Annotated in this window: 11 protein-coding genes; 6 read left to right on the top strand and 5 right to left on the bottom strand. The window is 46.5% G+C overall.

The features are described 5' to 3' along the window. Positions 1-1,034, top strand: a 1,034-nt coding sequence (gene rlmB, locus QUA25_RS09570; protein ID WP_333037227.1) for a 23S rRNA (guanosine(2251)-2'-O)-methyltransferase RlmB, incomplete at its 5' end; no start/stop codon positions are given. Positions 1,035-1,327: 293 nt separating this feature from the next. Beyond that, positions 1,328-1,606, top strand: a complete 279-nt coding sequence (locus QUA25_RS09565) for a DUF1816 domain-containing protein (protein ID WP_333037226.1) — start codon at positions 1,328-1,330, stop codon at positions 1,604-1,606. Positions 1,607-1,735: 129 nt separating this feature from the next. Here the strand turns inward: QUA25_RS09565 and QUA25_RS09560 are convergent, their stop codons facing one another. Continuing rightward, complete coding sequence (locus tag QUA25_RS09560) at positions 1,736-2,572, bottom strand: alpha/beta hydrolase (protein WP_333037225.1); 837 nt, start codon at positions 2,570-2,572, stop codon at positions 1,736-1,738. A gap of 577 nt (positions 2,573-3,149) precedes the next feature. On the opposite strand from QUA25_RS09560, the gene QUA25_RS09555 reads away from it, so the two are divergent. Continuing rightward, positions 3,150-3,284, top strand: coding sequence for a hypothetical protein (locus QUA25_RS09555; protein ID WP_333037224.1), 135 nt, complete (start codon positions 3,150-3,152; stop codon positions 3,282-3,284). A gap of 11 nt (positions 3,285-3,295) precedes the next feature. Here the strand turns inward: QUA25_RS09555 and QUA25_RS09550 are convergent, their stop codons facing one another. The 3 genes from QUA25_RS09550 to QUA25_RS09540 form a co-directional block, all read right to left on the bottom strand. Next, on the bottom strand, positions 3,296-4,030 hold the full coding sequence (locus tag QUA25_RS09550; protein WP_333037223.1) for a hypothetical protein: 735 nt from the start codon (positions 4,028-4,030) through the stop codon (positions 3,296-3,298). A gap of 424 nt (positions 4,031-4,454) precedes the next feature. After that, positions 4,455-5,756 carry a serine hydrolase gene (locus tag QUA25_RS09545; RefSeq protein WP_333037222.1) on the bottom strand — a complete coding sequence of 434 codons (1,302 nt, stop codon included), beginning with the start codon at positions 5,754-5,756 and terminating at the stop codon, positions 4,455-4,457. A 207-nt stretch (positions 5,757-5,963) separates the two neighbouring features. Next, positions 5,964-6,419 carry a helix-turn-helix domain-containing protein gene (locus QUA25_RS09540; protein WP_039886916.1) on the bottom strand — a complete coding sequence of 152 codons (456 nt, stop codon included), beginning with the start codon at positions 6,417-6,419 and terminating at the stop codon, positions 5,964-5,966. A 1,101-nt stretch (positions 6,420-7,520) separates the two neighbouring features. Between QUA25_RS09540 and gatA the strand changes: the two genes are divergently transcribed. Both gatA and QUA25_RS09530 read left to right on the top strand, forming a co-directional pair. Then, complete coding sequence (gatA, locus tag QUA25_RS09535) at positions 7,521-8,981, top strand: Asp-tRNA(Asn)/Glu-tRNA(Gln) amidotransferase subunit GatA (protein ID WP_333037285.1); 1,461 nt, start codon at positions 7,521-7,523, stop codon at positions 8,979-8,981. Between the two features lie 118 nt (positions 8,982-9,099). Next, positions 9,100-10,086: an alpha/beta fold hydrolase gene (locus tag QUA25_RS09530; protein WP_333037221.1), complete on the top strand. Its 987-nt coding sequence runs from the start codon at positions 9,100-9,102 to the stop codon at positions 10,084-10,086. A 104-nt stretch (positions 10,087-10,190) separates the two neighbouring features. Here the strand turns inward: QUA25_RS09530 and QUA25_RS09525 are convergent, their stop codons facing one another. Further along, on the bottom strand, positions 10,191-10,934 hold the full coding sequence (locus QUA25_RS09525; protein ID WP_333037220.1) for a pentapeptide repeat-containing protein: 744 nt from the start codon (positions 10,932-10,934) through the stop codon (positions 10,191-10,193). A 120-nt stretch (positions 10,935-11,054) separates the two neighbouring features. On the opposite strand from QUA25_RS09525, the gene QUA25_RS09520 reads away from it, so the two are divergent. Continuing rightward, a complete protein-coding gene (locus QUA25_RS09520; RefSeq protein ID WP_333037219.1) occupies positions 11,055-12,227 on the top strand; it encodes an RNA-guided endonuclease TnpB family protein in 1,173 nt (390 codons plus the stop codon). Positions 12,228-12,565 lie beyond the last annotated feature (338 nt).

Raw genomic sequence — 12,565 nt, 5'->3', positions numbered from 1 at the left:
GAGACAGAGACAGAGACAGCAGCCCCCAGCCGGCCCGCAACAATTTCCGAGACAGAGACAGAGACAGCAGCCCCCAGCCGGCCCGCAACAATTTCCGAGACAGAGACAGAGACAGCAGCCCCCAGGAATCCAGGGGCAATTATTACAAAGACAGAGACAAAGACAATAGCCCGCAGGAATTCCGGGGCAACCATTTCAGAGACAGAGATAAAGACAGAGACACTCGCCCTGTTGACAGTGCCTCAAATACAGTCGTGCAACCAGACGCAGACACAGACGACATGATTTACGGCCGCCATGCGGTGCAAGCAGCTTTAGAAACAAACCAAGTCCTCAACCGGATCTGGGTTGTTCCGCACCTGCGCTACGATCCCCGCTTTCATAGCTTGCTAACCGAAGCCAAAGCCAACGGCAGCATCATTGACGAAGTTGACGATTTGCGCCTCGACTACATCACGCGCAAAGCAAACCACCAAGGCGTAGCCGCTCAAGTATCAGCCTACGAATACCTGGATTTGAGCGAACTGATCGCCAAGGCTAAGTCGGCTTGCGAAGATCCAGTAATTGTGGTAGCAGAAGGACTCAACGACCCGCACAATCTAGGGGCGATTATTCGCACCGCAGAAGCATTGGGATCTCAGGGCATGGTGATTCCGCAGCGGCGGGCTGTTGGGATTACCTCGGCAGTAAGAAAAGTGGCAGCAGGGGCATTGGAAAGCCTGCCCGTGGCGAGGGTTGTCAATCTTAATCGGGCGCTGGAAGAACTCAAAGAGGCTGGATTCTGGATTTATGGCACTGCAGCAGGCGTCGGTCAATCTATAGAGACAGTCAAGTTCTCCGGGCCCACTGTTTTAGTGGTGGGTGGTGAAGCTGACGGTTTGAGCCTTTTGATACAGCGCGGATGTGACGGATTAGTTTCAATTCCTTTAAGGGGTAATACTCCTAGCCTTAATGTCTCGGTAGCAACCGGGATGGCTTTATACGAAATTTACCGTCAGCGCGGGCCCAAAAAGTTTCATGTACACGGATCGTAAAGGTGGTTGAAAAAAAGAGCACAACAGAGTAGTTTATTGTGAATGCCACCCAGAAAGGGGTGGCACCACACCTTGAACAAGTAAAGATAGCCGATCAACTGTCATTACTTGTTCCTGCGAAAGTATAAGGGGCCTAGCCCCTAGGTTCAAACAGGAATTCGACACAAATCTATTTAGATATATTTAAATAGGTTTGGAGCGGTTCTTGGTAGCAGTCAGCCACGTGTAAATAACAAAAGCCTAGGCGTGTTCGCAGCACCCTAAAAACACCGTCAAATACATTAGAAAAGCAGATGAAAGAATTCTTGATTAGCTTGCTCAACTTTTTCGGATTGGCTTGGTGGGTTGAAGTTAAAACTTCAGCGCCGCGGTGCATTTACTATTTTGGCCCGTTCTTAACCGATGGAGAGGCGGAAGCTGCAAAAGCAGGATATGTAGAAGACATAGAAAATGAAGGGGCAGAAGGTGTTAGTGTTTCGATTCACCGCTGCAAACCAATTACTTTAACTGTTGCAGAAGATTTGGGAAAGCTTGGTGATGGAGGGCTGTGGCCGGTTTTGAGCGGTCAGTAGAAGCAGGGGGAATTTTGAGTTTTGAGAGGGCTACGCTTCCCTCGCAACGCTGTGCGGTTTTGAGTTGTGAGTTAGAACTTCAAAACTCTTGAGTGTTGCGTGATAAATTGCTTGTGACAAACTCAAAACTCAACACTCGCAATTGCCAACTGCTTCGGGGTGACTCTCAATCCAGCGATCGATGTCTGCGAGTACCCGATCAGGAATTTCCCAAGGGAACAAGTGGGCTGTATTGGGATAGCACTGCCACTGACAATCGTGGAGGTGGCGGGCGGTTTCTAAACTGGATGCTGAGGTGATGTGCCGATCGCCCTCTCCGGCCAACACCAAGCTGGAACATTGAATGTCGCCCAGGTGGATCAGTCGATCGTATCCAGCCCTCAGAGCGGTATTTAACGCCTTGGTGGCCGTGTTGGAAGTCTTAAGGTAGGCGGGGGTACCTGCCTGTGCTAAGTAGCGGTAAGGGGTGGCGTTATGCTGCTGTATCAAGTAGCGAAAGAGCGATCGCCTAGCAAAAGTATCAATATTCCACTGCCAACCGGGTATCGCCCAATTGATAATTCCGGCTAAACCGGTGTAAAGGTTATCTTGCCAAGAGATGGGAGGGTGACTTCCTCGTGGTTTGGCTGCGGATGCAAGGAGAATCAAACCGGTGACTCGCTGGGGATATTTCATGGCTAATTCCAGGGCTAAAATCCCTCCCAAAGACCATCCGATTACCAAAGACCGATCGACTCCTAATCTGTCTAATAGTGCTTCTAAATCGACCAGATGATCGGTCATTTCAAAGAAAGTTGAGGTGCGGCTGTTGCCGTAGCCGCGCAAGTCTGGGGCGATCGTCTGGAACCGCTTTGATAGGTGTTCTGTAAATACCGACATACAATCGCCGGAACCGGGATGGCCGTGCAAGCAGAGAATAGGAAATCCTTTGCCTTTGACGGAAACACTGAGTTTTTGATGCGGCATTTTCTCATTACTCGAGCGAAGGAGGTGCTAAGTTAATACTATCAGGGCTTACAAATGTCAGAAGAATTGAGAGTGAAAGCCGGAACTGTTTTTGGAGCGTGGAGAGTGCGATCGCGAATTCCATCCCTAAATCTTCTTTACTTGAGGGGTGATTAGCAATAAGAATTATTTATTACTAATAAGCAACGGCTCTTATTGGCGCAAATACGTTTACTACACTAACCCAGAGGCACAGGCGATCGCACTCGTCACCATGTGCCAGCGGCTTTAGTCCTGACTAAGTTATCAAGTGTAAGTCATATTTTTGCGCTCGCATCCTAAGTCCCAGATGAGTAAGCCCAATTGAGGTATCTGAACAATCCTAGCAAGTTAAGCCGTAGGTTAAGTAAAAGTGCCACGCGAGGCGCTTTTGTGCTGCATCCTCTATGGCAAGCGCATTGCGCCCCCCTCAAAGATAATGAAATAGTGCAACTTAGCTTACGAGAGCAAACTCATGATTCGGCGCTTTCCCTTGAGCCAGTTCTGGGGAATTGATTCTGCAAGTTGAACTTCCTCGTTTTTATTGCCCCGTAGCACTATGATGGTATTGCCAACTACCACGCTCGCCACCGTCCGCCGTTCTGCATGGGGCAGTTTAGTTCTGGGGAAGAATGGGTTTTTGCCAGGTGAGCCGTCTGGCAATTGGCTGCAGTGCCACTGTGGCGATCGGTGAGAGCGGTCGGCTTAGATACTTCCAAATTGTCTAATGAACGAATTCAATCTCATAGAGCCGATAATTGTCGGACTATTTTCAAAAGAAAAGTCATCATAGCGAACAGTTAGCCTTAATCTATTTAGATTGGAAGTATTTTCAAGGTTTTCAATTTGAACGGTAAATTTACCTCCAAAAGGGTAAAGCAGGTTTTTATATGTAGTCGCTGAGATAAAGCCAAGTTCGCTATCTAACTCAATTGCCTGAACTTTGAGTATTTGGAGAGCGTTGATGCACTGAATTATTACGCTCTCTCTAAATTTAATATTATCCTCCACCTTTTTAGCTACAATTACTATGCTGGCTGATTTAAAATAAACGAGTTTCACCTTTTCCGACTGACTCCCCATCCTTCTCAAGGCTTGGATGTACGTAATAAAGAAGCACAACCAAAAAATTAATGAAGTAATGGAAATCCACCTATAAAACTTAGAGAAGTTTACGCTGAAGAACGTAATGAATAAAATAGACAAAATTATATAAAAAATTATAAACCTCCTTAGCCCTAACCAATTTTTAGGGGCAGCAGTATGTCGCTCTATTTTGAGGATTGTGAAGGGCAAATTATCTAAATAACCTTGTGTTTTTAAATCATCTATATATGTTTTTAAGGCTTGGGTTAGAGGTGGAGCCGCTCCTATAAGGGCAACTACGATTGAGGAAATAACTGTCAACAAATCAGCCGAATCTTTGGGAGTGCTAGCCATTTTCTCAATCCTCTATACTTCAATCGCGTACTAAGCGCAACTCAAACATCTTAAGTTACAAAAAGTTTTCCAAATTTTTTACAGATATAGCGCTTTCAAATGGGTTGTCCACATCAAAAGCGCTAAAAGCCTTATTTGACAAAGGTTTTAATTATATATGTCAAATAAAAACGCTATACAATCCATGTAGTGTAGCACCCGGAACTAGATGTAGGTCTTGAAACTACCAAATTCCCACCCAGAAGTCGAACATTGCACTCCTTTTTTACATTCTACAGGACTTACGCACAGACTCTACTTGTAGCGTGGGCCAGAAGTAGCTTACTACTACAGATAGTGTAAAAATAGAACCAATGCAGCGTAAGTCCTGTACTAATGATTAAAATCTTCTATAGTTCATAGTAGCTTTTCCATTTTTTATTGCTTAAAAGTTGGGGTTTCGGACAATGTAATCGGCAATTTTAGAAATAGACTGGCGCATTTGTAGCTCGCCGCTGCGGCTGTCAATCACAGTAATCACATAGGCCTCGTCGTCAATGCTCATCGCTAAAGTTGTGCCTAGTACCCGCGAATTTTGGCCTGTTTTTTCGCCCAACCACTGAGCTTTAGTTCCTTGTAACGCGGCAAATCCCAGAGCGTGATCGTACTGGCGGTTGAGAGTTTCTATTAATAGTTTAGCACCGGGTGTTTCGCCGTTGTAAATTTGCACCATCATTTCGGTGAGTTCGTTAGCAGTCAGGCGGTTGCGACCAGAACCGGGGTTGGAGGGCATAATTCTTTCCCCCATCAACTTGAAGTTGACGCGGGTGACTTCGTAGCCGCTATTATCTAAATATTGATTGATGTAATCCGATCCCAAATAATCGATTAGTTGATTGGTGGCGATATTGCTGCTGCGATAGATCATTTCTTCTAACAGTAGCTGTAGCGGGTAATTGCGATTGGACCTAATCTTTGCCGATGCGTCTTCGGTGAAATTACCGCGACTGACTAATACTTCCTGATTCAGACTAATTTTTTCTTTTTCGACTTTTTGCATCAGGGCAACAGCAATCGGCAATTTAATTAAGCTGGCTGGACTGGCTGGAGGTACATCGCCCCGCAGGTTTACGCATTCTCTAGAAAGGTTGCAAACACCGATCGAAGCTTGAGCCGACAAACCGCTTTCCCGGGCAAGCGCACCCAAAAAATCAGATTTTGCTTGCTGCACTTGAGAGGTTGCTGCTGTTAAATTTTCCCGGTATTCTTGAGTTTTTGAGGCAGTGAGCGAAGCTACAAATGAATTTTGAGGAACTTCCTGCAAGTTGTTGAGGGCCTGGTTCCAAAAAAATTGAGTTTGCTGCGAAGATGCGATCGACTGATTTGGCTGCCGTTTAGTTTCTACGGCTCTGTTGGCTAAACGGACTGCTTGCTGTAAGTCGTCCTTAGCCCTCTGTTCTACTAATATTTGAGCTTCTACCGATTGCAACTGCTGTAGCAGTTGTTCTTGAGGATTGGCGGCGAAGGGAACTAAGCCGGAGAGGATGGTTGGTTCTGGGGAGGGAGAGGAGGGTTGTTCTAATTCGGTGATCAGCCGATCGCGAATTTTGTAGAGTTCGTCTAGCGAACGCGGGTTAGATGATTGAGAGAATGAACTTGCGATGGTTAACATCTGAACCAGTCCAATGCCGGCTACTACTGCCGCCATCTTGTTGGCGATCGACAAAAAACACCTAATATCTCGCATATTTAACATCCTCAACACCACCACATTCAATATAAGCAGCTATTGTTACATCAGTCAAATGGTTTTAGATTTTAGATTTTAGATTGAAGAACAAATCTAAAATCTAAAATCTAAAATGGTTTTGATCGCCCCAATGTGGCAAAATAACCAAAATAAAGGGAGCGATCGCACCAAAGCAATCAACCCCCTTTAAATATTGGGAACTATCTACTTTTTGCGCCGCCGTCGCCAGTCAGCACCCAACCGCTTGAGGTAATCCCAACCGCGTTGGGGCCAGACATGATCGCTACCGATTTTTTCGGCAATCCAGCGAGCTACTTTGGGGCCTGTCCAGTCTCCGCCGTCGGGGGCAGGGCCTTGCAGCGCTTGTCGCAGTTCTTCTTGCTGTTCAGGATTTAGCAAGGATTTCGCAGGAGGGGGCTGGCGGTCTCCGCTGCGGTTTCTCACAGAGTTAGGCCCTTCTCGGTTGTAGCGCTGGACAATTTCTTTGGCGTAGTCGTAGTTGAGGCCTACGACTTGGGCTGCTTGTTTGATAGTCCAATTTCGGGAAACTAACAGCAGCAAGTGCCAGCGGCGCGACTCTGTGGTGTTTTGTGCCTGCCGGTAGCGAATTTTGAGTTCCTCTGCCGTCAGGTGGGATTCTAAGTGAGCTTTAGGTGGCATTCCTCCAACGGGGCATCGGGAACTTCTTACCATATATCTTTGGTTTTGGGGATAATTCCGGATGAAATTATTTTCCTGGGGATCGTTCGGGCAAATAAGTAGCTTTTTTTACCCGAGATGCACGCAGCTAGTCGCACTTGAGGAAGGACTGCTGTTTTTTTTGCAGGTGCGCGCAACAGGATACCTCGGCGTGGCGGTGAGCGTTTCGAGCTTTTTTGTGAGCCCCAGATTTCTGACAGGCTTTTTAACCCCTGGCACAATGGGCCTGTATGGGAAAAGGTCGATCGCTATTTTCTTTGATCGCGCAGCCGCCATTAATTCACTCGGCTGACTGATAACTTTCAGTAATTTTTGACTAAAAATTGCCCTTCATAATCTGGTTATAATTATTAGGGGATGTGCTGTCATAATCTAATATTATATTTGTAGTAAGTTTTTATTTTTAGTTGATTTTTTCTGGATAGCCAGGAGGGGAGTAATCTCGTCCAAACTCAGCTACAGATGCTTCAATATATGTCTTTAAAAATAAATTATTTCTCACAAAATTGGTACTATATTATTAGTACATATTTAATTTTATATAAATAGATTTGCCGAAATAAAACAGTAAGAATATAGAAGTAGTGTATTTTATATACATTTTTTTATCCCATAACTACTAAGTTTCGTCAAATATAAGCTGGGTTATAATATTTTAAAATTTAGATTACAGAATTGGGAATGACTGATTTCCTAATGATTGTGATCTTGCATACACATTCTTGGAGGCAGAACATAATTATGTAGGGTCGCACTGCACACATTACCCCTTACTTATATAAATCTCGCATCAAACTACTTTTTGCATCAGTCCTGATACAGTTGCATTCTTGGTTTGTTAAAAGATTAGGTAAAAAACTTGATCGCTATTTTGTGTTCGGTGGGATTTGGGGAATTTAATCTATTGTAGATAAAATGACCGATCGCGCGTTAGCGGAACCCTCTTCGAGGCTCGAACTTTCGCCACAAAAATAGCCGACTTTGCCTTCGGGCTGTAAGCAGGTACAATTGCCAGTTATATTAACTGTATTGTCTCAAAGTAGAAATGATAAAGGTACGAGCATGGCATCCATCCGCGAGTTGCACCGACAACTGGTCAATAAAGAACGCTCTGCTGTGGAAATTACTCAAGAAGCATTAGACCGAATTACCCAGCTAGAGCCGAAGTTGAAAAGCTTTCTGTGCGTGACAGCAGACAGCGCACTGGCGCAGGCCCATAAAGTGGATGCCCAAATCGCAGCCGGAGAGCAAATTGGCCTGTTGGCCGGCATCCCGATCGCCGTTAAAGACAATATGTGTACCGAGGGCGTTCCCACAACCTGCGCCTCTCGGATTTTGGAGAATTTTGTCCCTCCCTACGATGCAACCGTCGTCTCCAAACTCCAAGCAGCCGGTGCGGTGATTGTGGGTAAGGCGAATATGGACGAGTTTGCAATGGGGAGCTCGACAGAAACTTCTGCTTATCAAGTTACCGCGAATCCTTGGGACTTGGAGCGCGTGCCCGGAGGGTCTTCTGGCGGTTCTGCCGCAGCAGTGGCCGCTGGAGAATGCGTCGTGAGTTTGGGTTCGGATACTGGGGGCTCGATCCGCCAACCTGCTGCTTTTTGCGGGTTAGTGGGGCTGAAACCGACTTATGGGTTGGTTTCTCGCTACGGTTTGGTGGCCTATGCTTCTTCTCTCGATCAAATCGGGCCCTTTGGCCGGACTGTTGAGGATACGGCGATTTTGTTGGGGGCGATCGCCGGTTATGATCCGAGAGATTCCACGAGTCTTAATGTCCCAATTCCTGACTACGCTCAAGCTTTAAGACCCAGTTTGCGACCGAAGGGTCAGATTAGAATTGGTGTAATTAAAGAAACTTTTGGTGTAGGGCTGGACTCGGGGGTTAAAGACGCTGTTACTAAGGCGATCGAGCAATTTCAACAATTGGGCGCCGAAATTCAAGTCATTTCTTGTCCCCGCTTCCGCTACGGTTTGCCCACTTACTACATCATTGCTCCCTCCGAAGCTTCGGCAAATTTGGCGCGATATGATGGAGTCAAGTACGGTTTCCGATCTCCAGATCCCGATAATCTTTTGGATATGTATGCCAAAACCCGCTCTCAAGGGTTCGGTGCGGAAGTTAAACGCCGGATTGCGATCGGCACTTACGTATTGTCGGCTGGATATTACGATGCCTATTATCTAAAAGCTCAAAAAGTTCGGACTTTGATTAAAGAAGACTTTGAAAAAGCTTTTTCTCAAGTTGATGTTTTAGTCTGTCCCACTGCTCCTACTACCGCATTTAAGGCAGGCGAAAAATTCAATGACCCCCTGAGTATGTATTTGTCAGATTTGATGACTATTCCCGTGAATCTTGCTGGTTTGCCAGCTTTGAGTTTGCCCTGCGGATTTGATGATAAAGGACTGCCCGTGGGTATACAACTGATTAGTAATGTTTTGCAAGAATCTCGGTTGTTTCAAGTGGCTCACGCTTACGAACAGTCTACGAATTGGCACTTACACCACCCGGAATTGCATTAATTTTTGAAAATCGGCGGAATGCTGCGGCGGAAGTTAGTAATCGATCTTGGCTAATTGTCTGAATTAATTATTTGCCATTAGCTTTTGAGCGATCTCTACTTTCCCGCGTGCTCTATCTATGAACAATTTGCTAGTATTCCTTTTGTCTAAATCGCTAATAGCTTTTGGGATAGTTTTTGCCGTTGCTTATTCTGCTGCTTGTGTATTCCTATTTGTAGCGCAAGGTAAGTTTATCTTTTTTCCTGCGCGGGCGATCGAAACTACGCCAGATGATTTTCAGTTGAAATATCAAGATGTCTGGCTGCCAATTCCAACTAAAACAGGCGCGGTGGACAGCGTGCACGGGTGGTGGATTCCTGCCTCGGAAAATCCCCCCAGCCCCCCCTTAGCAAGGGGTGAAGCAAGAAAGGGGAAGTCGTTTCTGGCTACGCCCCAAAGTGACAAACGGGCCATCGCTGCGGTTCCCGCCCTTAACAAGGGGGGGTCAGGGGGGGTAGTTTTGTACCTGCACGGCAATGCTTCAAATGTGGGAGCAAATGTCGAACACGCTTATCGATTTCATCGATTAGGTTTGTCGGTATTTGTGATGGATTATCGTGGTTATGGAAAAAGCCAGGGCGATTTTCCGAGTGAATCTCAGGTTTATGAGGATGCTCAACTTGCTTGGGATTATTTGGTGAAACAGCGCGGGATTAACCCGAATCAAATTTATATCTACGGTCATTCTTTGGGAGGGGCGATCGCGATCGATCTAGCGGTGCGTCACCCGGAGGCGGCAGGGGTAATTGTAGAAGGCTCTTTTACTTCGACGCGGGCGATGGTGAATTTCCAAAAAGGGCTGTTTTGGATGTTTCCGATCGATGTTTTGCTGACACAGCGGTTTGATTCTCTTTCAAAAGTCGATCGCCTGCAAATGCCCGTGCTGTTTATTCACGGGACTGCTGACAATGTAGTTCCAGTGGAAATGAGCAAAAAAATGTTTGAGGCAGCACCTGAGCCCAAACAGTTGTACATAGTTCCTGATGGAGGTCACACTAATGTGGCACAGATCGGGGGCGCAGAATATCTGCAAATACTGAGCCAATTTTTAGGTTCTTCAAAGTAGATAAAAGCTATTGGCGGTAACAGGTTAAGTTTGATATCTGTACCGCCTGCTCGCTCTTCTCACTGTACATATCTAAAGTAGAGAAGTTATCCCGATGATATCGCTTAGTAAAACCTTAATACATTCAGCCACCAGTCATTTAAGGCATAGCAATAATTGCAGTAATTGTTCGTGCTTATAGCTTGTTCTTTCTTAACTTCGCAGCCTCGCCGAGATGTTTTTCTGTTCGGCATCCGGGCGCCGCAGAGATTGGCATCTGTGAGATTAGCTTTGTTCAATCTCGCATCCCTCAAGTCGGCAGATCTAAGGTCGGCACCGCTGAGATTTGCACCGCTTAAATCGGCTTCTTGGAGGTCGGCGCCCCTGAGATTTGCACCGCTTAAATCGGCATTTCTCAGGTCGGTTCTACTTAGTTTAGCGGCGCTCAAATTACTGCATTTTAAATTAGCCAACTGGAGCGATGCGTCTCGCAGAAAACTCTCGCTGAGGTTGGCATTTTCTAAGTTGGCTCCCCTGATGTCTGCCCTGCTCATGTCGGCTTTGCTGAGGTCGGCGTCAGCCAAAAAGGCGTTTCTCATGTTGGCGTTGTTTAAATTAGCTTCCATTAAGTCAGCCGCAGTCAAGTCGGCATCAACTAAGTCGGCCCTGCTGAGAGTGGCGCGGCTCAAGGAAGCGCCAAACAAATCTGCACGGCTCAAGGAAGCGCCAAATAAGTCGCATCCGGGACATCCTCTGGTTTCTAACAGCCGCTTGACTAGAGACAGATTTTGAGCTTGTAAGGGAAGTGCGGCGCAAAATGGGAGTAGCATTATCGCTGCAGTCAGAATTTTGAGTTTGATTTGGGTCATAGTCTGGGTAAGTCCTGTAACTGCCTTTCATCGAAAATTGTGGGTGGAAACCCCGTGCTTCTAGCACGGCTTTACATTAGAACCTACATATCTCACGGAATAATTGCTATAATGTGAGACATGACACAGAGAGCCTTTAAGTACCGCTTCTATCCCACGCCTGAGCAAGAAACCTTGCTCAGACGCACGATGGGCTGTACTCGTTTGGTCTACAATCGCGCCCTTGCTGTGAGAACACAGGCTTGGTACGACGAGAAAAAACGAGTCGGTTACAGCGATACTTCGGCATTGTTGACTGAATGGAAAAAGCAAGATGATTTGCAATTTCTCAATGAGGTTAGCTGTGTACCATTGCAGCAAGGATTGAGACATCTTCAGAAAGCGTTCTCGAATTTCTTTGAGGGACGGGCGAAATATCCAACCTTCAAGAAGAAACGAAACGGTGGGAGTGCAGAGTTTACCAAGTCTGCCTTCAAGTTCAGAAACGGGCAAGTGTTCCTTGCCAAGAGTTCCTTGCCGTTGCCGATTCGTTGGAGTCGAGAGTTGCCCAAAGGCGCAACACCAACAACTATCACGGTGAAGCTCTCGCCTGCTGGAAGATGGACAGTTTCCTTGCTGGTGGATGTTGAGATTGAACCATTGCCGAAATGCTGCAATGAGATTGGGATTGATTTGGGTATCACAAGTCTGGTTGCTTTGAGTGACGGTGAAAAGATTGCCAATCCCAAAGGCTTTAATGCAAAACGCCACAAACTCAAGAAAGCTCAAAAGGCATTGAGTCGAAAGCAGAAAGGGTCGAACAATCGCCACAAAGCACGGCTCTTCGTCGCAAAGGTGCATCAAGAAATTGCTGATGCAAGAAAGGATTTTATTCACAAGCTGACGATTCGATTGGTACGTGAAAATCAAACGATTGCCGTCGAAGATTTGGCCCTCAAGAATATGGTCAAGAATCGGAAGCTTGCTCTTTCTATCACTGACGCAAGTTGGGGTGAGTTGGTCAGGCAACTTGAATACAAATGTGACTGGTACGGTCGCACGCTGGTCAAGATTGACCGATGGTTTCCGAGTTCTAAGCGATGCGGCAAGTGTGGTCACATCGTTGAAAAACTGCCGTTGAATATTCGTGAATGGGACTGCCCGAATTGTGGCGCACACCATGACCGAGATATCAACGCCGCACAAAACATTCTTGCCGCAGGGCTTGCGGTGAAAGTCTGTGGAGCGAACGTAAGACCGGATAGGCATAAGTCTGATGGCAGTTGCGATGAAGCAGAAAGATCTAAGAAGTGATTCTTGGAATCACCGTGGCGTAAGCCCGGTGAGGATGTCAACACCGATTTGTCTGCTGGACTTACGTGCGGGAGACCAAAAACCCGGTTTCCTCGTTAATTCCTCGCTGTCAAACCCAATATTCTAAGCAGAAACTGGGTTGTTTGCGTAAGTCCTAGTCTAGTGGATGGACGTGAATCGACGGTGTAAGGTTCGATCGCGCTCACCGATATTACTTACGCCTTGGGGATGAAAGCCCGCACCTCAAGGCTCCCTTCCAGCGAACGGCGAACGGCCGGAGTCCCTCAATACCAGGGATTCTGGAGCTGGCGACGGCTGCGACAAGTGGCAGACTCCGA

It is taken from the genome of Microcoleus sp. Pol17C6 (genome assembly GCF_036701145.1).
Classification (GTDB): Bacteria; Cyanobacteriota; Cyanobacteriia; order Cyanobacteriales; family Microcoleaceae; genus Microcoleus.
Note: the sequence above shows the minus strand (reverse complement) of the source record. Positions and strands in the feature narration are given on the sequence as shown.

Excerpts from the sequence above, each read along its gene's own strand:
- QUA25_RS09565 (WP_333037226.1), top strand. The coding sequence starts at position 1,328 with ATGAAAGAATTCTTGATTAGCTTGCTCAACTTTTTCGGATTGGCTTGG.
- QUA25_RS09560 (WP_333037225.1), bottom strand. The coding sequence starts at position 2,572 with ATGCCGCATCAAAAACTCAGTGTTTCCGTCAAAGGCAAAGGATTTCCT.
- QUA25_RS09555 (WP_333037224.1), top strand. The coding sequence starts at position 3,150 with ATGATGGTATTGCCAACTACCACGCTCGCCACCGTCCGCCGTTCTGCA.
- QUA25_RS09550 (WP_333037223.1), bottom strand. The coding sequence starts at position 4,030 with ATGGCTAGCACTCCCAAAGATTCGGCTGATTTGTTGACAGTTATTTCC.
- QUA25_RS09545 (WP_333037222.1), bottom strand. The coding sequence starts at position 5,756 with ATGCGAGATATTAGGTGTTTTTTGTCGATCGCCAACAAGATGGCGGCA.
- QUA25_RS09540 (WP_039886916.1), bottom strand. The coding sequence starts at position 6,419 with ATGCCACCTAAAGCTCACTTAGAATCCCACCTGACGGCAGAGGAACTC.
- gatA (WP_333037285.1), top strand. The coding sequence starts at position 7,521 with ATGGCATCCATCCGCGAGTTGCACCGACAACTGGTCAATAAAGAACGC.
- QUA25_RS09530 (WP_333037221.1), top strand. The coding sequence starts at position 9,100 with ATGAACAATTTGCTAGTATTCCTTTTGTCTAAATCGCTAATAGCTTTT.
- QUA25_RS09525 (WP_333037220.1), bottom strand. The coding sequence starts at position 10,934 with ATGACCCAAATCAAACTCAAAATTCTGACTGCAGCGATAATGCTACTC.
- QUA25_RS09520 (WP_333037219.1), top strand. The coding sequence starts at position 11,055 with ATGACACAGAGAGCCTTTAAGTACCGCTTCTATCCCACGCCTGAGCAA.